Here is an 18569-nt window from a genome sequence, read left to right as displayed (position 1 = left end):
AAGGGGTCCCATGGCACAGGTGCTCTCCGCCGAATCGACCGAGCTGTTCACCGGGCCCGAGACAGCCCCGCTCCAGATCGTCCGGGTGACCCTCGACGGCCCGGCCACCGTGCGCGTGACCGGTCCGGGCATCGACACCCCCGAGCCTGCAGGTGGGGACGGTCTCGTCGAAGTCTCAGTGTCCACTTCGGACAGTCCAGGCACCGTGCTGCCCGCTCGGGTGGTGACCGGCGGCGGTGCGGAGTTCGCCTTCGAGCTGACCGTCGCCGAGCCCGGCTGGACCATGCACATGATCAGCCACTTCCACTACGACCCGGTGTGGTGGAACACCCAGGCCGCCTACACCACGGCGTGGGACGCGCTGGACTTCCCGGGTTCCCCGCGATCGGCCTACCAGCTCGCCGGGTTCGACCTGGTGCGCGCGCACCTGGACCTCGCGCTGCGCGAGCCGGAGTACAAGTTCGTCCTCGCCGAGGTCGACTACCTCAAGCCCTACTGGGACGCCTTCCCCGGCGACCGCGACGTGCTGCGCAGGCTGATCGCCGACGGTCGCGTGGAGGTCATGGGCGGCACGTACAACGAGCCCAACACGAACCTGTGCAGCCCGGAGTCGGCGATCCGCAACTTCGTGCACGGCATCGGTTTCCAGCGCGACGTGCTCGGCGCCGATCCGCAGACCGCGTGGCAGCTCGACGTCTTCGGCCACGATCCGGCGTTCCCCGGGATGGCCGCCGACGCCGGCCTCTCGTCCAGCTCGTGGGCGCGCGGCCCGTTCCACCAGTGGGGGCCGATGGAGGTGCGCGGCGGCGTCAAGGGCGATCCGACGCGCATGCAGTTCCCCAGTGAGTTCGAGTGGATCTCTCCATCCGGGCGCGGCCTGCTGACCAGCTACATGGCCGACCACTACAGCGCCGGGTGGTGGATGGACACCGCGCCGTCCCTGGAGGAGGCGCAGCGGTCCGCGCTGACGTTGTTCCAGGGCCTCAAGAAGGTGGCCACCACGCGCAACGTGCTGCTGCCGGTCGGCACCGACTACACGCCGCCGAACAAGTGGATCACGCGCATCCACCGGGACTGGAACGCCCGCTACACCTGGCCGAAGTTCGTGTGCGCGCTGCCCAAGGAGTTCTTCGCGGCCGTCCGCGCCGAGCTCGCCGAGCGGGGTGAGGAGCCGACGCCGCAGAGCCGGGACATGAACCCGATCTACACCGGCAAGGACGTCTCCTACATCGACACCAAGCAGGCGCAGCGCGAGGCGGAGGACGTGCTGCTGGAGGCGGAGCGGTACGCCGTCTTCGCGTCACTGCTGACCGGAGCGCGCTATCCGGACGCCGCCTTCGCGAAGGCGTGGGTGCAGTTGGCATACGGTGCGCACCACGACGGGATCACCGGCTCGGAGTCGGACCAGGTCTACCTCGACCTGTTGTGGGGCTGGCGCGAAGCCCGGGAACTCGCGCTCGCGGCGCGGAACTCGGCGCTGCGGGTGCTGACCGGCCGCGTGGACTTTTCTCAGGCTGTGGGTCGCGGCGTGGTGGTGTGGAACTCGATCGCCGCGCCACGGACGGATTTGGTCACCGTGCGGCTCCCCGATCCTGTGCACAGCGCGGTCTCCGTTGTGGATGATGCGGGAACCGAACTGCCCGCGCTTGTGGATCATGAAGGTCACTCGATCACCTTCCTGGCCCGTGACGTGCCGTCTTTCGGCTGGCGGGCATACACAATCCGACTGTCCACTGTGGATAAGTCCACTGTGGATGAATCTGTGGATACTGTGGACAGCTCCGGTTGGCTTCCTGTGGACGGCTACGAGATCGCCAACGCGCACTACCGGCTCGCGGTCGATCCGGGGCGCGGCGGCGGGGTGGTCAGCCTGGTCGAGCTGCCCGCGGAGCGGGAGCTGATCGCGCCCGGCCGGGTCGGCAACGAGCTGGCGATCTACGAGGAGTACAGCAAGCACCCGCGCTTCGGCGAGGGCCCGTGGCACCTGCTGCCGAAGGGGCCGGTCCAGGTCTCCGGCGAGAACAACGCCGCGGTGCAGGCGTTCCGGTCCCCGCTCGGCCAGCGCCTCGTCGTGCGCGGCCGGATCGGCACGGTCGGCTACACGCAGACGATCACGTTGTGGCGCGGCGTTTCCCGGGTCGACTGCTCCACCAAGGTCGAGGAGTTCACCGGCTCCGACCAGCTCCTGCGGCTGCGCTGGCCGTGCCCGGTCCCCGGTGCGCTGCCGGTGAGCGAGGTCGGCGATGCCGTTGTGGGAAGGGGTTTCGGGCTGTTCAATGACAATGGCTCGACCCTGCAAGCAGGTCTCGCCGTCGACTCCGCCGAGCACCCGTGGACCCTGGACAACCCCGCCTACACCTGGTTCGGCCTCTCCGCGACGGCGCGCGTCAGCATCGGCGAGGCGGTCCGCGCCATCGGTGTCGCCGAGCTGGTCGCGCCCTCGCGCGCGGAGGCGGCTCCACTGGCCCGCGAACTCACGGTCGCCCTTGCGCAGTCCGGGGTCACCGCGACGTGCAGCACCGCGGACGGTCCGCGCTACGGGCACCTCGAAGTGGACTCGAACCTGCCGGACGTGCGGTTCGCGCTCGGCGGCCCCGACCGCAACTCCTTCACCGCCAAGGTCCTCGCCGAGGCGGACCCGGCCTACCGCGCCGAACTGGACCGGCAGCTCGCTGCCACCGGCCGGGCCGTGGTGTGGGTCCCGGCGCAACGCCCGCTCGCCGAGGTGTGGGTGCCGAGCGCTGATCTCCGCGCGGTGCGGGCGCTTCCGGTGCTGATCATCGCGGGCGCGGACCTCGACGCCGTCATAGAGTCCATTGTGGACGATTTGGTCGATCACGAGATCGAGGTGCGGCAGGACGCCCCCGCCGGAGCAGGCGAGTTCGAGTCGCGCACGGTGGCGCTGCTCAACCGCGGTGTTCCCGGCTTCGCGGTGGACTCGGCAGGGACGCTGCACGCGTCGCTGCTGCGCTCGTGCACCGGCTGGCCGTCGGGCGTGTGGATCGACCCGCCGCGCCGCACCACCCCGGACGGCAGCGGATTCCAGCTCCAGCACTGGACGCACGTCTTCGACTACGCGGTGGTCAGCGCGGAGGGCGACTGGCGCAAGGGAATTCCCGTGCGCAGCGCGGAGTTCTCGCGTCCGCTGGTGGCGGTGCTGTCCCCGGAGGACGGGGCGGGCGGCCTCCCCGGTTCCGGCTCGCTGCTGTCCGTCGAGCCGGTCGGCGGGGTCAGCCTCGCCGCGCTGAAGGCAGTCGGCAACCCGCTGGCCCGGGGTTCGGCCCGTCCGGCCGATCCGGCGGAGGGGATCGCGTTGCGGCTGGTGGAGACCTCCGGCCTGATGACCGAGGCGCGGGTGTCCTCCTCGCTGCTGAGCTTCGCCGACCCGGCGACCGCGGACCTGCTCGAACAGCGCCGCGACTCGCTGGCCGAGCTCTCGCTCACCCTCGCGCCGTTCGAGGTCGCCACCCTCGTCGCCCGTCCCGAGCTGACCCGATGGTCCACTATGGACGGTGGATCGCTCGGTCCCGAGCGCGAGGTCGCCCAGCCGCTCTACGCGCGCTACTGGATGCACAACCGGGGCCCGGCCCCGATGGGTGGCCTGCCGGTCGCGGTGCACCTCGACCCGGTCACCGGCCTGGTCCAGCCCGGCGGCGACATCACCCTCACGCTGACCGTCGCCAGCGCCTGCGTGGACGCCGAGCTGCACGGCGTGGTCCGGTTCGTGGTGCCGGACGGGTGGACCTGCGCGCCGCCGCAGCTGCCGTTCGGGATCGCGCCCGGCGGCCACTGGCAGACGGAAGTGCAGGTCAGGGCGCCGAAGGGGAGCCCGGACCTGCCGCATCCCATTCGCGCGCAGCTGGAGCTCACCGGCGAGGCGCTCCCACCGAGTTGGCGTCAGGTGGTCGAGGATGTGGCGATGCTGTCGACCGTGGCCGAACCCGCGCAACCGCTGCGGCTGGCCGGATCGCCCCGGGCGGTCCGGGTGGCGCGCGGCGCCCGGGAACGGCTCACCGTCGACGTGGTCGGTGACACCTCCGCCCCGGTCTCCGTCGAGGCGCAGCTGCTCACCCCGTGGGGCACCTGGGACGCGACGCCGGACTGGTGGCAGGTCCGCGAGGTCGCCGGGCGCACCGAGTTCGGCTTCGACATCGCACCGCCACCGTGGGCGGAGCCAGGCTCCTACTGGGCGCTGGTGAAGGTGGCCGGGGCCGGTCGCATCCTCTATTCGGAAGCGGTCTCGCTGGTGGTGACGGCATGACCCCCATCGCCTGGGTCGGTGAAGAACCCGTTCTGCTCTCCGAAGTCGACAGCGCCGAAGCCGAGCTGCGCTCCGGCCGCGCGGCCGCGACCCTGCCCGCGCAGGGCACGAGCGAGGCCCGGCAGCTGCGCCGATGGCTGGTGCAGCGGCTCACCGCCGAACGCATCGTCGGACTCGTGCGCCCGCGCGAGGAAGCGACCGCTCCGGAGCTGGAGAAGATCGCCGCCGATCGCGCCGCCATGCTCGAACTCGGCAGCGTCGCGGCGTCGCTGCTGACCAGGAGCCCGCGCGCGCGGGCGGTGTTCCACGAGGTCACCGCCGGGATCTCGGTGACCGAGTGCGAGGCGCGGCGCTACTTCGAGGCCAACTTCGAGCTGTTCTCCGCGCCGGAGCGGCGGGTGGTCCGACACCGCGTGCTGACCAGCCCCGAGCTGGCCGACCTCTCCGACAGTCCATTGAGGACGGTCGTGCGCGGTCAGCTGGCCGGGCCGGTGGAGCAGGCGCTGTTCGCCGCCCCGGAGCGCTCCGTGGTCGGTCCCGTCCGCGACCCGCTCGGCTGGCACACCCTGTTCGTCGAGCGCGCCTACCCGGAGAGCAGGAGCACCTTCGCCGAGGCGCGCGAGCAGATCACCGCCCGCCTGCTCGCCGCCGCCCGCCGCCGGGCCTTCGGCGACTGGCTCGACGCGCGCCGCGCCGAACTGGTCCGCCTCGCCCCCGGCTACGAGCACCCCGGCGACCCCCGCCAACCCGACAACACCCACCGACACTGACCCCGCACTAGTGACCTGAACGACCCGTTCACCACCTCTGGCGCACTCAATGAGTCATTCGGTGCGTCCCGTACCGTCTCGCGGGTGACGGACGTGGTGCTCGCGCTGGACGTCGGCGGCACGAAGATCGCCGCCGCGCTCGTCGACGGCCGGGGCACCGTGCTGCGCGAAGCCCGGCGGCCGACCGCGGCCGGAGGCTGGGCGGCGGCGCGGGAAGCGATCGAGGACGTGCTGCGCGACCAGGTCGTGCGCGGTGTCGGCATCGCGTGCGCCGGGCCGATCGACACGGTCGCCGGCACGGTCAGCCCGATCAACATCGCGGGCTGGCAGGACTTCCCGCTCGTCCGCCAGGTCGCCGGCCTGGTGCCGGGGGTCCAGGTGCGGCTGGCCGGGGACGGCGTCTGCATGGCGCTCGGCGAGCACCGCCTCGGCGCGGGCCGGACCAGTGCCCACCTGCTCGGCATCGTGGTCTCGACCGGGGTCGGCGGCGGGCTGGTGTTCGACGGCAGGCCCTTCGGCGGGCGCACGGGCAACGCGGGCCACATCGGCCACGTCGTGGTCGAGCCCGACGGCGCGCCCTGCACGTGCGGAGGGCGCGGCTGTGCGGAAACCGTTGCGGCGGGCCCGCATCTGGTGCGGTGGGCGCGGGAGCGCGGCTGGACGGGCTCCGACGCGGGCGGGCTGGCGGAGTCGGCGCGCGCCGGGGACGAGGTGGCCCGCGCCGCGTTCGAGCGCGGTGGGCACGCGGTCGGGCTGGTCATCGCCGCGACGGCGGCCGTGTGCGACCTCGACCTGGTGGTCGTCGGCGGCGGTGTCGCGGAGGCGGGCGAACTCCTCTTCGGCCCGATCCGGCGGACGCTGGCCACCCACGCCGGACTGTCCTTTTTGGACAAACTGACGGTGGAGCGGGCCGCGCTGGGCGCCCGCGCCGGACTGGTCGGCGCCGCCGCGCTGGTCGACTAGGCGGTCTTGTCCGGGTGCCAGGCCCGGCCGAGCACCAGGTTGCCGAAGCCCATCCAGGACAGGTTCATCAGCCTGCGCGCCATCGCCTTCGGGGTCTCCTCGGGGTGCTCCAGCCACCACTCGGCCAGCGCCTCCCCCGCCCCGGTCAGGGCGGCGGCCAGCGGCTCGGTCCTGCCCTCGGCGAAGGCCCCGACACCCTCCCGGCTCGCGGCGCGGTCCAGCAGCGCGGAGATCATCGCGACGGCCCTGCGCCTGCCCTCGGCCAGCTCGGCCGCGAACGGGGCGCCCTGGCTGCCCGCCTGGCGGTGCAGCACCTGCCAGGAGTCGCGGTTCTCCCCGACGAAGGTGAAGAACGCCAGCACCCCGCGCCAGAGCTGTTCCTCCGGGTCCAGCTCGACGTCGACGACGCCGCCGATGGACTCCATCAGCCGGGTCGCCTCGCGCTGGATGCACGCGGCGAACAGCTCCTCCTTGGAGCCGAGGTACGCGTAGATCATCGGCTTGGAGATGCCGGCGACGTCGGAGACCTCGTCCATCGACGCGGCGTGGTAGCCGCGTTCGGAGAACACCCGCACGGCGGCGTCGAGGATCTGCCGCTCGCGCACGGCGCGCGGTAGCCGCTTGGCGCGCGGCGGAGGGGTCTCCCCCGCCACGTCCTTCTTGGTCATGCACCCACCTCAACGGTGTCTTGGGACCTCTTGCGACCGAACCTACTCAAAAGTAGTCTTACTCATCAGTAGGTAAGCCTGGAGGTGCGCTGTGCCGAACACCGACCCGATCGCCGCCCTCGCCGAGGTCGATCCGAAGAAGATCAGCAACGACGAGTTCGTCGCCCTGCTCTCCGCGGCATCGGAACTCGCCGACAGCGGAGCCGAGGTCGATCTCAGCTCGCTGGAGCCACAGAAGTTCGCTCGCCTGGTCTCCCGCGCCTCCAAGGATCAGATCGAAGCCGTCATGGTCCGTCCGGAACTGCGGGTCAAGGTACTGGATGAGGTCTTCAGGCGGATGGGAACGCACTTCAGGCCCGACCGCGCGGGTTCGGCGACGGCGGTCGTGCACTGGCGGATCACCCGGCCCGAACCGGACTCCCACGACCGCTACGAGATGGTGATCGACTCCGGCCGGTGCACCGTGAACAAGGACAACGTCGGCGAGCCCCGCGTCTCGGTCACCGTCTCCCCGCTCGACTTCCTCAAGCTGGTCACCGGCAACGGCTCCGCCCCGGTGATGTTCATGACCGGCAAGCTCAAGATCAAGGGCGATCTCGGCTTCGCCGCCGGGCTGATGAACCTGTTCGACGTCCCCAAGGCATGAGGAGACACTCGTGACCTTCTCGCTCGAACTGTCCGAGGAGCAGACCGGGCTCAGGGACTGGGTGCACGGTTTCGCCGAGGACGTCGTGCGCCCGGCCGCCTCGGAGTGGGACGAACGCGAGGAAACGCCGTGGCCGGTGATCCAGGAGGCCGCCAAGATCGGGCTGTACGGCTTCGAGTCGCTGGCGACCTGCTACGCCGACCCCACCGGGCTGTCGCTGCCGATCGTCAACGAGGAGCTGTTCTGGGGCGACGGCGGCATCGCCATGGCGATCATGGGCACCGGCCTCGCGGTCGCGGGCATCTTCGCCTCCGGCAGCCCGGAGCAGCTCGCCGAGTGGGTCCCGCAGTGCTACGGCGACGCGGCCGATCCCAAGGTCGCGGCGTTCTGCTCCTCCGAGCCCGAGGCCGGCTCCGACGTCTCGGCCATGCGCACCCGCGCGGTCTACGACGAGGCCAAGGACGAGTGGGTGCTCAACGGGCAGAAGGCGTGGGCGACCAACGGCGGCATCGCCAACGTGCACGTGGTCACCGCGGTCGTCGACCCTGAGCTGAAGGCCCGCGGCCAGGCCGGGTTCATCGTCCCGCCGGGCACCCCGGGCCTGGTCGGCGGCAAGAAGATCAAGAAGCACGGACTGCGCGCCTCGCACACCGCCGACGTCTACCTCGACGACGTCCGCGTCCCCGGCTCGTGCCTGTTGGGCGGCAAGGAGAAGCTCGACGCCCGGCTGGCCCGTGCCCGCGAGGGCAAGAAGGCCGAGGGCCAGGCGGCGATGGCCACCTTCGAGGTCACCCGTCCCACCGTCGGCGCCATGGCCGTCGGCATCGCGCGCGCCGCCTACGAGTACTCGCTGGAGTACGCCAAGCAGCGCGTCACCTTCGGCAGGCCGATCATCGAGAACCAGTCCATCGCGTTCACCCTCGCGGACATGAAGATGGAGATCGACGCGGCGCGGCTGCTGGTCTGGCGGGCGTCGTGGATGGGCCGCAACGGCAGGAAGTTCACCAACGCCGAGGGCTCGATGTCCAAGCTCAAGGCCGGTGAGGTCGCGGTCTGGGCCACCGAGCGCGCCATCCAGATCCTCGGCGGCAACGGCTACACCCGCGAGCACCCGGTGGAGCGGATGCACCGCGACGCCAAGATCTACACCATCTTCGAGGGCACCTCGGAGATCCAGCGCCTGGTGATGGCGCGCGCGATCTCCGGGATGCACATCCGCTGATGGTGCTGTCCGGTCGCCATACCGCGCTGGCGGCCTGAAGAACGGGCGGTGGATCCCGGTTCCCCCCAGGTCGGGATCCGCCGCCCGTTCCCCGCTAGCGCAGCTTCGCGGCGACGAGCCCGCCGAGCGCGGCCTGGCCGTCCTTGTTCAGGTGCAGCACGGCCTCCTGGCCCTCCTGGCCCGGCGCCAGGGCGTCGAAGCCGCGGTAGTACGGCGCGGCCGCGTCGCACTGCGAGTGCCCGGCGAACTCCTTGGTCGGGTTGACCGAATCGGCCAGCGGGCTGACGAACGCGGAGCCGGTGAGCTTGGCGGTGGCGCGCAGCGTCAGGTCCAGGCTGGTGACGATCTTGCTGCCCTCGGTGCGCTCCTCGGCGGAGAACACGGAGGCGTCGCAGATCGGGTCGGCGGCCGCGGCCCCGTTGGCGCCGTTGGTGAGCTGACGGCCGTAGCCGACCACGACGACCTTGGCCTTGGGGCTCTTGGCCTTGATCTCACCGATGAGCTTGGCCAGGTTCTTGGCCATCGCGGGCAGCTTCTCCAGGACGGGGCCCGCCGCCTTCGAGCAGTCGCCCTGCATGCACAGGCCGCCGAACTCGACGTAGTTGATGTCGTTGGCGCCCAGGGTCAGCAGCACCACGTTGGTGTTCGGCTTCAGCACGTCCAGCTGCGAGGGCTGCCCCTTGAAGGTGGTGCGGACGTCGTCGATGGAGGCCCCGCTGCACGCGACACTGGTGTACTCGACCTTCCGGCCCTCGGCGCGCAGCTTCGCCACGGCGACCTCGGAGTAGGAGTTGGAGCTGCGCCAGCAGGTGCCGTGGGTGCCGCGGTGGTAGTACCCGGCCCCGGTGCCCGAAGCGGTCGAGTCGCCCATCGCGACCACGTTCAGCGGAGCGCCCGCGGAGGGGGAGGCGGAAGCGGCGGCGCCGAGGCCGCACGCGGTGAACGCGGCGGCCATGACGGCAGCCGTGACAGTGCTCTTCTTCAACGTTGCTCCACGGTCAAGGTGCGCGTCGGCCGTCCTCGGCCCGCGACACGGCGTGACAAAACTGAGGAAATGACACGGTGGCTTGATCGAAGATTGATCTGAGCGCCATCTCCGGTGAAGAGTATGCGGACACCGGAACAGTAGCGAGTCGGGTTTCAAGTCAGAGCGAAGCGTCACCGTAATAGGTTTCAGGGTCCGAGGTTGCCTGACCCTCGGTGTGATTTCGGAAACGGAACGGACACTGCCAGTCCGGTTCGGTGAGGCGCCCGGAGAAGTGTCGTGCCGGCTGCGCGTACTCGTAGTGCGTGAAGCTCGGGTTGATCGAGCCGTTGTTCGCCATCTCGCGCGCCCGGATCCGTTCCTGCAGGGAGACGAACTTCTCACCCAGCGCCATGAACTGCTGGTTCGACGTGATCGCCAGGGCGGGCCGGGGAAATCGGCGGCTGGCCCGTGACGATCCGGGGTGCATTGCCGCGACGAAGAAGGCGTGCCCGCCGACGTGGAAACCGAAGTTCGGCTGCGTCGGATCGGCGGACGCCCCGGGCTGCACGCCGTGGTCGGGGCTGTCGATGTCGTGGACGAGCTGGAGGTGCCGCCAGAGCGTGCGCTCGAATTCCAGCTCGTCCATCGGACCGGGCCCGTCGAAGGTGGCGACGAACGTGAGGAAGCTCGTGCCGGACAGCTTTCCGGGCAACGCGAGTGCGTAATCGAGAAGATCTTCGTGGTGCTGCCGCGCCGACTCCGCCCCGCCCAGCACCGGGTAGTGCCGGTGGGTGAGCGATCCGCGCTTGAAGGCCGCGCGGGCCCCGAGGCAGCTGAACTCCGTGCTGTGCAGGAACCGGTCCAGTTCGGCGCGGACCTCGCCTCGAGGAGTGGACATGGGCCGAGTCAAACACCGTCTTCGCTGGTCAAGCCCCCAAGTCTGGGGAAACGACCAGCGATCGGCGACCGAGAGCGGGGTCCCGTGACCACCCCCAGGGCCACGGGACCCCGGGGGCTAGGCGGCCACGGGTGCCGCGTTCCAGTACTCGCCGTAGGCCGCCGCCTCCCTGGCCAGCCACTCGTCGAAATCCCGCCACTGGCGCTTGCGCGGCAGGTGCATCAACCGCGACCGGCGGACGTCGATCACCAGGGGCCTGCCGCCGGGCAGGATCGCGGGCATCTCCAGCTGCATCAGCCGCAGCACCGAACACGCCGCGGCTTCGGTCAGCGGCTCGTCCTTGAGCCACAGGTAGGTCGCGTAACTGTGCTTGCCGTCCACCAGGCCGAGGTGCGGCCGGACGCGCACCCGCACGTCGTCGAAGACGCACTCACCGATGCCGACGTCGGTCAGCGCGGGCTTCCAGTCCTCGGTGAGGCTGCACCAGCCCTCGGCGTTCTCCTCGTAGCTGCGCCGCTTCTTCGGGTGGGCGTTGTCGATCGCGGCGATCAGCTCGGACAGGTCGTCCCCGGACCGCCGTCCCGCCTGGATGGCGTCGAGCAGTTCCAGGTTGTACCGGATCGCCCACACGTTCCGGCTCTCGTGCATGTGGCGGTGCCTGCGCACGCGCTGCGCCTTCTCGGGTCCTGGCGCGTTGTTGTAGTCGATCCAGAGCGAAGTGGGGATGTGCTGCTCCATCCCGTACCTCCTTGACCAGCGGAGACCCAACACCGGGAACACTACGGAAGGGGTCTGACACTCCCAGGGGCAAAAGCCCAGGTCAGCAAGGACGCGCCTAAAATTTCCGGATGGGTTTCCTGCGGTCGGCCGTCCTCTTCGGGCTCTCCGCCCTGACCGAGATCGGCGGCGCCTGGCTGATCTGGCAGGGGGTGCGCGAGCACCGCGGCTGGCTGTGGATCGGCGGCGGTGTGCTGGCGCTCGGCGTGTACGGCTTCGCGGCGACCCTCCAGCCGGACGCGAACTTCGGCCGGGTGCTCGCGGCCTACGGCGGGGTGTTCGTCGCCGGATCGCTGGTCTGGGGCATGGTCGCCGACGGCTTCCGGCCGGACCGCTGGGACGTCGTCGGCGCGCTGATCTGCCTCGCCGGGGTCGCGGTGATCATGTACGGCCCGCGCTGACCGGGCACAACGCCTTCTCCAGCGCGGCGAAGCCCGGCGCGAGGAACCGCCCGGACGACCGGTCGAGCACCTGGGCGTTGATCGAGAAGGTGAACTGCCGCCGCCCGTCCTCCCTGGCGAAGGCGAAGGTCATGTAGCCCGGGATCGACCCGGTGTGCCCCCACGCCGCCCCGCACGTCAGGTCGACCCGCTCCAATCCCAGTCCGTAGCCGGGAAAGGCGGGGTTGCCGGTCGGAACGGTCTGCTGCATCTCCTTGAGCAGCGCGGCGGGCAGCAGCTTCCCGGACAGCAGCGCGTCGTAGAACCGCTGCAGGTCGTCGGTGGTGGAGACCAGGCCGTACGCGGCCCACGCGAACGACGGGTTGATCTCCGTCAACGGCTGCAATTGTGGCTGTGGGTCGGGGTTGTGCGTGATGTCGCCGTGCAGGTAGTAGCCCGTCGCGTGCGGTCCGGGAATGCGCGGGAACGTGGCCGGGAGGAAGGTCGACCGCATCCCGGCGGGTCGCAGCACCCGCCGCGCCAGCTCCTCGCCGAGCGGCTCCCCGGTCGTCCGCTCCACCAACCGGCCGAGCACGACGTAGTTGGTGTTGGAGTACTTCCACCCCGTGCCTCGCTTGTGCCGCAAGGCGATCTCGATCAGTTCGTCGGGGGTGAACGTGCGCTTGCCGTAGACGCGGGGATCGGCGAACACCGGATCGGAGAGGTAGTCGGGCAGTCCGCTGGTGTTGTTCAGCAGCGCCCGCACGGTGATGTCGTCCAGCACCGGCTGGTCCAACCCGAGCCGTCCCTCGCCGACCAGTTGCAGCACGACCGCCGCGACCAGGCTCTTCGTGACGCTGCCCGCCCGGAACCGCGCGTTGAGGGGAACCGGTGTCCCGCGGTCGAGATCGCCGACCCCGCTGCGGCCGGTCCACGTGCGGCCACCGTCGCGGAGCTGGGCGACGACCCCGGGAGCGCCGTTCTTCGTCATCTCGTCGAGGCTCGCCTGCAAGCCCGGATTCGTCGGTGCGACAGGGGAAACGGTGAGCACGCCGACCAGAACGACTCCGATGAGGTGCATGCGGCGCAGCGTAGGGACGCGTACTTGGCAGCCTTCTCAGCACAAGACGAAGCGCCCCCGCGGGAACGGAGGCGCTTCGCACAACCACAGCTGTCAGTACGTGATCGCCACCGACGGGTCGGCCATCAGCGCGCCGACGTCGGCGAGGAACTGCGAACCCTGCTGACCGTCGACGACGCGGTGGTCGAAGCTCAGCGCGAGCTGGCAGACCTTGCGCGGCACGACCTGGCCGTCCACCACCCACGGCATGTCCCGGATCGCGCCGAAGGCGAGGATCGCGGACTCACCGGGGTTGATGATCGGCGTTCCGGTGTCGATGCCGAAGACGCCGATGTTGGTGATGGTGAACGTGCCGTTGAGCATGTCCGCGGGCGAGGTCTTGCCGTTGCGCGCGGTCGTGGTCAGCTCGTCGAGTGCGACGCACAGCTCGCGCAGCGACATCGCGTCCGCGTCGCGGACCTTGGGCACCACGAGCCCGCGCGGGGTCGCCGCGGCGATGCCCAGGTGCACGTAGTCCTTGTAGACGATCTCGTTGCTCGCCGCGTCCCAGGTCGCGTTCACGTCCGGGGTGCGCCGGGCGGCGAGGCAGACCGCCTTGGCCGCGAAGGCCAGCGGGGTCAGCTTCACGTCGCGGAACTCCGGCGTGTTCTTCAACCGCGCCCGCAGCTCCATCATCGGCGTGACGTCGATGGTCAGGAACTCGGTGACGTGCGGGGCGGTGAACGCGCTGTCCACCATCGCCTGGGCGGTGGCCTTGCGGACGCCCTTGATCGGCACGCGCCGCTCGCGGGAGCCCGCGGGAGCGGCCACGGCGGCCGCCGCCACCGGAGCCGGGCCCGAGGCGGCCAGCGAGACGTCCTCGCGGGTGATCACGCCGTCCGGACCGGAGCCGCTCAGCTCGCGCAGGTCGACGCCGAGGTCCTTGGCCAGCTTGCGCACCGGCGGCTTGGCCAGCGGGACCCAGTCCGTCGCGGGCGGGGGCAGCTGGGCGACCGACGGGGTGATCGGCTCCGGCGAGAACGGCGCGACGACCGGCTGCGGCACCGGCTGGGCCGCCACCGCGACCGGCTCGGGAGCCGGAGCGGGCTTGGCTTCGCCCTTGCGCGGGCGGCGCTTGGCCGTCGTCGAACGCGGGCCGTAGCCGACCAGCGTGGCGATCCGGCCGTCCGGCAGCTCCTCGCCGATCTTGCCGGAGCCGTTGCTCGCCTTGGCGGGCTCGCTCGCGGCCGGAGCCGGAGCCGCCGCGGCGGGAGCGCCGTTCGGGTCGGTGTCGATGGTGATGATCGGGGTGCCGACGTCGAGGGTCTGCCCCGCCTCGGCCAGCAGCTCGGTCACCACGCCCGCGTACGGGCACGGCAGCTCCACGGCGGCCTTGGCGGTCTCGATCTCGACGATGATCTGGTTGACCGTGACCTCGTCACCCGGCTTGACGTGCCAGTTCAGGATCTCGGCCTCGGTGAGGCCCTCCCCGACGTCGGGCAGGGGGAAGTGCTTGTACTGCGGCATTGAGGACTTCCTCCCTTACCAGGACAGCGACTGGTCGACGGCGTGCAGGACCCGGTCGAGATCGGGGAGGAACTCCTCCTCGAGCTTGCTCGGCGGGTACGGGGTGTCGAAGCCGGTGACCCGGAGGACCGGAGCCTCAAGCGAGTAGAAGCACTCCTTCTGCACCTGGGCGATGACCTCGGAGGAGATCGAGGACTCGCTCGGCGCCTCGGTGACCATCACCAGGCGGCCGGTGCGCCGCACGGAGTCGAACACCGGGCCCAGGTCCAGCGGCGAGAGCGTCCGCAGGTCGATGACCTCCAGGTCGATGCCGTCCTCGGCAGCGGCGGTCGCGGCGGCCATGCACGTCTTGACCGACGGGCCGTAGGTGGCCAGCGTGGCCGTGCTGCCCCGGCGCAGGACGCGCGAGGCGAACAGCGGCTCCGGCGTGAGCGAGGTGTCCAGCTCCGCCTTCTCGTAGTAGCGCGCCTTGGGCTCGAAGAACAGCACCGGGTCGTCGCAGTCGATGGCCTGCTGGATCATCCAGTAGGCGTCCACCGGGTTGGAGCAGCTGACCACGCGCAGACCCGCGGTGTGCGCGAAGTAGGACTCCGGCGACTCGGAGTGGTGCTCGACCGCGCCGATGCCGCCGCCGAAGGGCACGCGCACCACGATCGGCACCTTCACCCGGCCCTGCGAGCGGTAGTGCAGCTTCGCCAGCTGGCTGACGATCTGGTCGAAGCCGGGGAAGATGAAGCCGTCGAACTGGATCTCGGCGACCGGGCGGAAACCGCGGATGGCCAGGCCGATCGCGGCACCGATGATGCCGGACTCCGACAGCGGGGTGTCCAGCACGCGCTGCTCGCCGAAGTCCTTCTGCAGGCCGTCGGTGATCCGGAAGACGCCGCCGAGCTTGCCGACGTCCTCACCCATCACGATGACCTTCGGGTCGCGCTCCATCGCGGCGCGCAGCCCCATGTTCAGCGCCTTGCCGAGGGTGGTCGTCCTCGGTGGCCGGTCGGTGGCACCGGGTGCGTTGTTCATCGTCGGCGCGGCCATCAGTGCCCACCTCCAGCAGTGGTGTCGGCGAATCCGGACAGGTAGGCCAGGTATTCCTCGCGCTGGGAGCGCAGGGTCGCCGGCTCCTCGGCGTAGACGTTGCTGAAGATCCGCTCCGGACCGGGGTCCGGCAGGTTCATCGTGTAGTCGCGCAGTCGCGCCGCCAGCTCGTCGGCCTCGGCCTGCACCCCGTCGAAGAAGTCCTGGTCGGCCAGCTGCTGCTTGATCAGGTAGACCCGGACCCGCTCGATCGGGTCCTTCAGCTTCCAGGCCTCCAGCTCGTCGGAGTGCCGGTAGCGGGTGGCGTCGTCGGAGGTGGTGTGCGAGTCCATCCGGTAGGTGAAGGCCTCGATCAGCACCGGGCCGTTGCCGTGCCGGGCCTCGCCCAGCGCCCAGCGGCTGACCGCGAGGCAGGCCAGCACGTCGTTGCCGTCGACCCGGATGCCGCGGAAGCCGTAGCCCAGCGCGCGCTGGTAGAGCGGGACGCGGGTCTGCCGCTCCAGGGGCTCGGAGATGGCCCACTGGTTGTTCTGGCAGTAGAAGACCAGCGGCGCGTCGTAGACCGCGCCCCAGACCATGGCCTCGTGCACGTCGCCCTGGCTGGTCGCGCCGTCGCCGAAGAAGCAGATCGTGGCCTCACCGTCGTCGTCGCCGACCTTGCCCTCGAACTTCTGGCCCATGGCGTAGCCGGCCGCGTTCAGGCACTGGTTGCCGATGACGATCGTGTACGGGTGGAACCGCTTCTCCTGCGGGTCCCACGAGCCGTGGTCGGTGCCCCGCCACACGCCCATCATCTCGGTCGGGTCGATGCCGCGGCACCAGGCGACGCCGTGCTCGCGGTAGCTCGGGAAGGCCATGTCGGTGGGGCGCAGGGCGCGGCCGGCACCGATCTGGGCGGCCTCCTGGCCGAGCAGCGGGACCCAGATGCCGAGCTGGCCCTGGCGCTGCAGCGCGTTGCCCTCGCGGTCGGCCCTGCGCACGAGGACCATGTCCCGGTAGAGCCCGCGGATCTCCTCGGCGCTGATGTCGATGTCGAACTCGGGGTGGTGCACGCGCTCACCTTCCGGGGTGAGCAACTGCACGAGATCGGCTCCACCTTCGGTGGTCGCGCGCAATCCAGCGATGACCTGCTCCGCGGTCGGTCGGGCTGCGGTCGCAGCGGGGGCTACCTCGCTGGACGCGTCCGGCGGGGTAGCCGGAGGCTGCGTCCAGAAGTCCGGCGACGACATGCGTCTTCTCCTCGTGGTTGACGCCGCACCTCCCGCTTGTGGCGGTACGGCGCGACTACGCCGGTGGGTGCGAACGCCCACCTGATCGGGTGGGTGTCAGCCCCGTCGACGATGACGGATCGCATTGCCGCCATCCTGACACGGCAATGGCTTGATCCGTGAGCCCTGCCACATGTGGCTTATGTATCAGCTTGTCCACGATTTTTCACACCACTGCGTGCCACGGCTCGGCCCCAGCCTTGCACGCCCGTGTGCTCGGCCGATGGGATACCCGCGCTTACTGACCGGTAACCGCGTGTGCCCGTCCGGCGTTGGTTCTTTGCGTACTGTAAAGATATTCGATTAATAAATTACTTAACGTGCTCTATCCTGCGTCGGCGGTGATCGAGAGCATGTCCTCCCGAAATGACTTTGAGGAGGACCGGGCGTGCGAAAGCCGATCCGACGCCTTTTGACGATCTTCGCGGCGGCAGCGGTCGCGCTGCCGGCCGCACTGGCCGCCCCGGCGTCGGCCGCCCCCGCCGTCACCGTCGTCTCCGAGAAGCGGGTCGACGCGCGCATCCTCGACCTCACGGTGAACTCGCAGGCCATCGGCCAGCAGGCCAACGTGCGACTGCTGCTGCCGGACGGCTGGGACGGCAGGCAGCCCGGCAAGACCTGGCCGGTGCTGTTGCTGCTCGGCGGCTGCTGCTGGAGCGACGGTGACGGGCACGAGAGCTGGGTGCAGAAGACCGACGTCGAGACCTACCCCGAACTGCGCAAGGTCATCGTCGTCCAGCCGATCGGCGGCAAGGCCGGGTACTTCAGCAACTGGAAGCAGGCCGGCGGCCCGCGGTGGGAGGACTTCCACCTGGACGAGGTGCTTCCGCTGGTGGAGAAGAACTACGGCGGCGGCAGGAAGCGCGCGATCGCCGGGCTGTCCATGGGCGGGTTCGGCGCGCTGTCCTACGCCGGGCGCAGGCCGGGCATGTTCGCCGCGGCGGCCTCCTACAGCGGCACCGTGCACACCCAGCTGTTCATGCTCGGCCCGTCGAGCGTGCAGGCCGTGCTGATCGGCCAGGGCCTGGACCCCAACGGCCTGTGGGGCGACCCGGTGAAGGACGAGAAGACCTGGGCCGAGCACAACCCGGCCGAGCTGACCGACAACCTCAAGAAGATCCCCGTCTACCTCTCCTCGGGCAACGGCGAACCCGGTCCGCTCGACGCTCCCGGCGCGGGCTTCGACGTCAAGGAGAAGACGATCGAGGGCATGTCGCAGCTGGTCGCCACGAAGCTGCTGCTCTCCGGCGGCAAGGTGCAGACCTCGTTCTACGGCAAGGGCACCCACGCCTGGCCCTACTACGGCCGGGAGCTGAAGAACTCGCTGCCGATGCTGATGGGCGCCCTCGGCGTCTAGCGCAGCCGGTCCAGCCAGCCGAGGAGCGTGCCCGCGTCGCGGCGGAACGCGGCGGGGTGGTCGTCGGGGACGAACTCCAGGAGCGCGTACCGGTCCACCCCGTCCGCGGCGAGCTCCGGCAGCACCGCCTCCCACAGGTCGGCGCGCTCGCCGAGCGGGAGCCGGTTGTCGCCCCAGCCCGCCCCCCACGAGAACACGTGCACCGTGGGCAGGTTCGGCAGCAGCGCGCGGACCTCGTCGACGGCCTCCTCGGTGTCCTGGGCGCCGCGCGGCTGCCAGTAGGAGGTCACGTTGGGCATGTCGATCTCGGCGAGCAGCCGCTTGGTGGACTCCAGGGTGTCGGTGAGCGTGTTGCGGTGGAACTCCAGCGCGACCTCGATGCCCTCGTCGGCGGCGGCCAGCGCGCACAGCCGCAGCGCGGAGACGACCTCCTCGCGCTTGGCGGGCGCGATCTGCCCGGAGCCCCAGGTGCCCGCCCAGACCCGCACCCTCGGCGCGCCGAGCGCGACCGCCGTGCGCAGCGCGCGCTCCACCTCGGACGGGTCGGAGGCGCCGGCGCGGTAGTAGGAGCCGTACCCGGCGACGGTGATGCCCGCGCTCGCGCACTGGGCCCGCACCAGCTCCGCGGTCTCCACGTCGCCGGAGGGCACGTGCACGTCGCCGCCCCACTCCACGGCGGACAGACCCGCCTCGGTGACCAGCTCGACGACCCTGGGCACGTCCAGGTGCCGGAAGGTGACCGACACCAGGCCGGGAATGATCACTCG

At 70.6% G+C, this 18569-nt stretch carries 16 protein-coding genes; 7 read left to right on the top strand and 9 right to left on the bottom strand.

Annotated elements, in window-relative coordinates:
* The first annotated feature begins 10 nt into the window (after positions 1-10).
* From BLT28_RS27700 to BLT28_RS27690, 3 genes are all read left to right on the top strand, one after another.
* A complete protein-coding gene (locus tag BLT28_RS27700) occupies positions 11-4261 on the top strand; it encodes a glycoside hydrolase family 38 N-terminal domain-containing protein (RefSeq protein WP_030429882.1) in 4251 nt (1416 codons plus the stop codon).
* The gene (locus BLT28_RS41495) at positions 4258-5031 is read left to right on the top strand and encodes a DUF7158 domain-containing protein (protein WP_030429883.1); all 774 of its coding nucleotides are present in this window, start codon (positions 4258-4260) and stop codon (positions 5029-5031) included. The genes BLT28_RS27700 and BLT28_RS41495 overlap by 4 nt, the downstream gene beginning before the upstream one ends.
* Before the next feature lie 84 nt (positions 5032-5115).
* Positions 5116-5994: an ROK family protein gene (locus BLT28_RS27690; protein ID WP_030429884.1), complete on the top strand. Its 879-nt coding sequence runs from the start codon at positions 5116-5118 to the stop codon at positions 5992-5994.
* On the opposite strand, the gene BLT28_RS27685 is transcribed toward BLT28_RS27690, so the two are convergent.
* On the bottom strand, positions 5991-6662 hold the full coding sequence (locus BLT28_RS27685) for a TetR/AcrR family transcriptional regulator (RefSeq protein WP_030429885.1): 672 nt from the start codon (positions 6660-6662) through the stop codon (positions 5991-5993). The two genes, BLT28_RS27690 and BLT28_RS27685, sit on opposite strands and share 4 nt — an antisense overlap.
* Positions 6663-6753: 91 nt before the next feature.
* Here BLT28_RS27685 and BLT28_RS27680 point away from each other — a divergent pair, with 91 nt between their 5' ends.
* Both BLT28_RS27680 and BLT28_RS27675 read left to right on the top strand, forming a co-directional pair.
* Positions 6754-7308 (top strand): SCP2 sterol-binding domain-containing protein, encoded by a 555-nt coding sequence (locus BLT28_RS27680; protein WP_030429886.1) that lies wholly within the window; start codon positions 6754-6756, stop codon positions 7306-7308.
* Between the two features lie 10 nt (positions 7309-7318).
* Positions 7319-8530 carry an acyl-CoA dehydrogenase family protein gene (locus BLT28_RS27675; RefSeq protein WP_030429887.1) on the top strand — a complete coding sequence of 404 codons (1212 nt, stop codon included), beginning with the start codon at positions 7319-7321 and terminating at the stop codon, positions 8528-8530.
* Between the two features lie 94 nt (positions 8531-8624).
* Here BLT28_RS27675 and BLT28_RS27670 read toward each other — a convergent pair whose 3' ends face one another.
* From BLT28_RS27670 to BLT28_RS27660, 3 genes are all read right to left on the bottom strand, one after another.
* Positions 8625-9515 (bottom strand): SGNH/GDSL hydrolase family protein, encoded by an 891-nt coding sequence (locus BLT28_RS27670; protein ID WP_156050987.1) that lies wholly within the window; start codon positions 9513-9515, stop codon positions 8625-8627.
* Between the two features lie 160 nt (positions 9516-9675).
* The gene (gntA, locus tag BLT28_RS27665; RefSeq protein WP_030429889.1) at positions 9676-10395 is read right to left on the bottom strand and encodes a guanitoxin biosynthesis heme-dependent pre-guanitoxin N-hydroxylase GntA; all 720 of its coding nucleotides are present in this window, start codon (positions 10393-10395) and stop codon (positions 9676-9678) included.
* 117 nt (positions 10396-10512) lie between these two features.
* Positions 10513-11133 (bottom strand): hypothetical protein, encoded by a 621-nt coding sequence (locus BLT28_RS27660; RefSeq protein WP_030429890.1) that lies wholly within the window; start codon positions 11131-11133, stop codon positions 10513-10515.
* A 110-nt stretch (positions 11134-11243) separates the two neighbouring features.
* Between BLT28_RS27660 and BLT28_RS27655 the strand changes: the two genes are divergently transcribed.
* Positions 11244-11573: a YnfA family protein gene (locus BLT28_RS27655; protein ID WP_030429891.1), complete on the top strand. Its 330-nt coding sequence runs from the start codon at positions 11244-11246 to the stop codon at positions 11571-11573.
* Here the strand turns inward: BLT28_RS27655 and BLT28_RS27650 are convergent.
* The 4 genes from BLT28_RS27650 to pdhA form a co-directional block, all read right to left on the bottom strand.
* A complete protein-coding gene (locus tag BLT28_RS27650) occupies positions 11554-12633 on the bottom strand; it encodes a serine hydrolase domain-containing protein (RefSeq protein WP_030429892.1) in 1080 nt (359 codons plus the stop codon). The genes BLT28_RS27655 and BLT28_RS27650 overlap by 20 nt on opposite strands.
* Before the next feature lie 93 nt (positions 12634-12726).
* Complete coding sequence (locus BLT28_RS27645; protein ID WP_030429893.1) at positions 12727-14139, bottom strand: dihydrolipoamide acetyltransferase family protein; 1413 nt, start codon at positions 14137-14139, stop codon at positions 12727-12729.
* Between the two features lie 15 nt (positions 14140-14154).
* Positions 14155-15177 (bottom strand): alpha-ketoacid dehydrogenase subunit beta, encoded by a 1023-nt coding sequence (locus BLT28_RS27640; RefSeq protein ID WP_030429894.1) that lies wholly within the window; start codon positions 15175-15177, stop codon positions 14155-14157.
* A complete protein-coding gene (gene pdhA, locus BLT28_RS27635) occupies positions 15177-16406 on the bottom strand; it encodes a pyruvate dehydrogenase (acetyl-transferring) E1 component subunit alpha (protein WP_030429895.1) in 1230 nt (409 codons plus the stop codon). Before pdhA ends, BLT28_RS27640 begins: the two co-directional genes overlap by 1 nt.
* A gap of 427 nt (positions 16407-16833) precedes the next feature.
* Between pdhA and BLT28_RS27630 the strand changes: the two genes are divergently transcribed.
* Positions 16834-17802, top strand: a complete 969-nt coding sequence (locus BLT28_RS27630) for an alpha/beta hydrolase (RefSeq protein WP_030429896.1) — start codon at positions 16834-16836, stop codon at positions 17800-17802.
* Here the strand turns inward: BLT28_RS27630 and BLT28_RS27625 are convergent.
* On the bottom strand, positions 17799-18566 hold the full coding sequence (locus BLT28_RS27625; protein ID WP_030429897.1) for a sugar phosphate isomerase/epimerase family protein: 768 nt from the start codon (positions 18564-18566) through the stop codon (positions 17799-17801). The genes BLT28_RS27630 and BLT28_RS27625 overlap by 4 nt on opposite strands.
* Between the last annotated feature and the right edge of the window lie 3 nt (positions 18567-18569).

This window comes from Allokutzneria albata (genome assembly GCF_900103775.1).
GTDB classification, from domain to species: domain Bacteria; phylum Actinomycetota; class Actinomycetes; order Mycobacteriales; family Pseudonocardiaceae; genus Allokutzneria; species Allokutzneria albata.
Note: the sequence above shows the minus strand (reverse complement) of the source record. Positions and strands in the feature narration are given on the sequence as shown.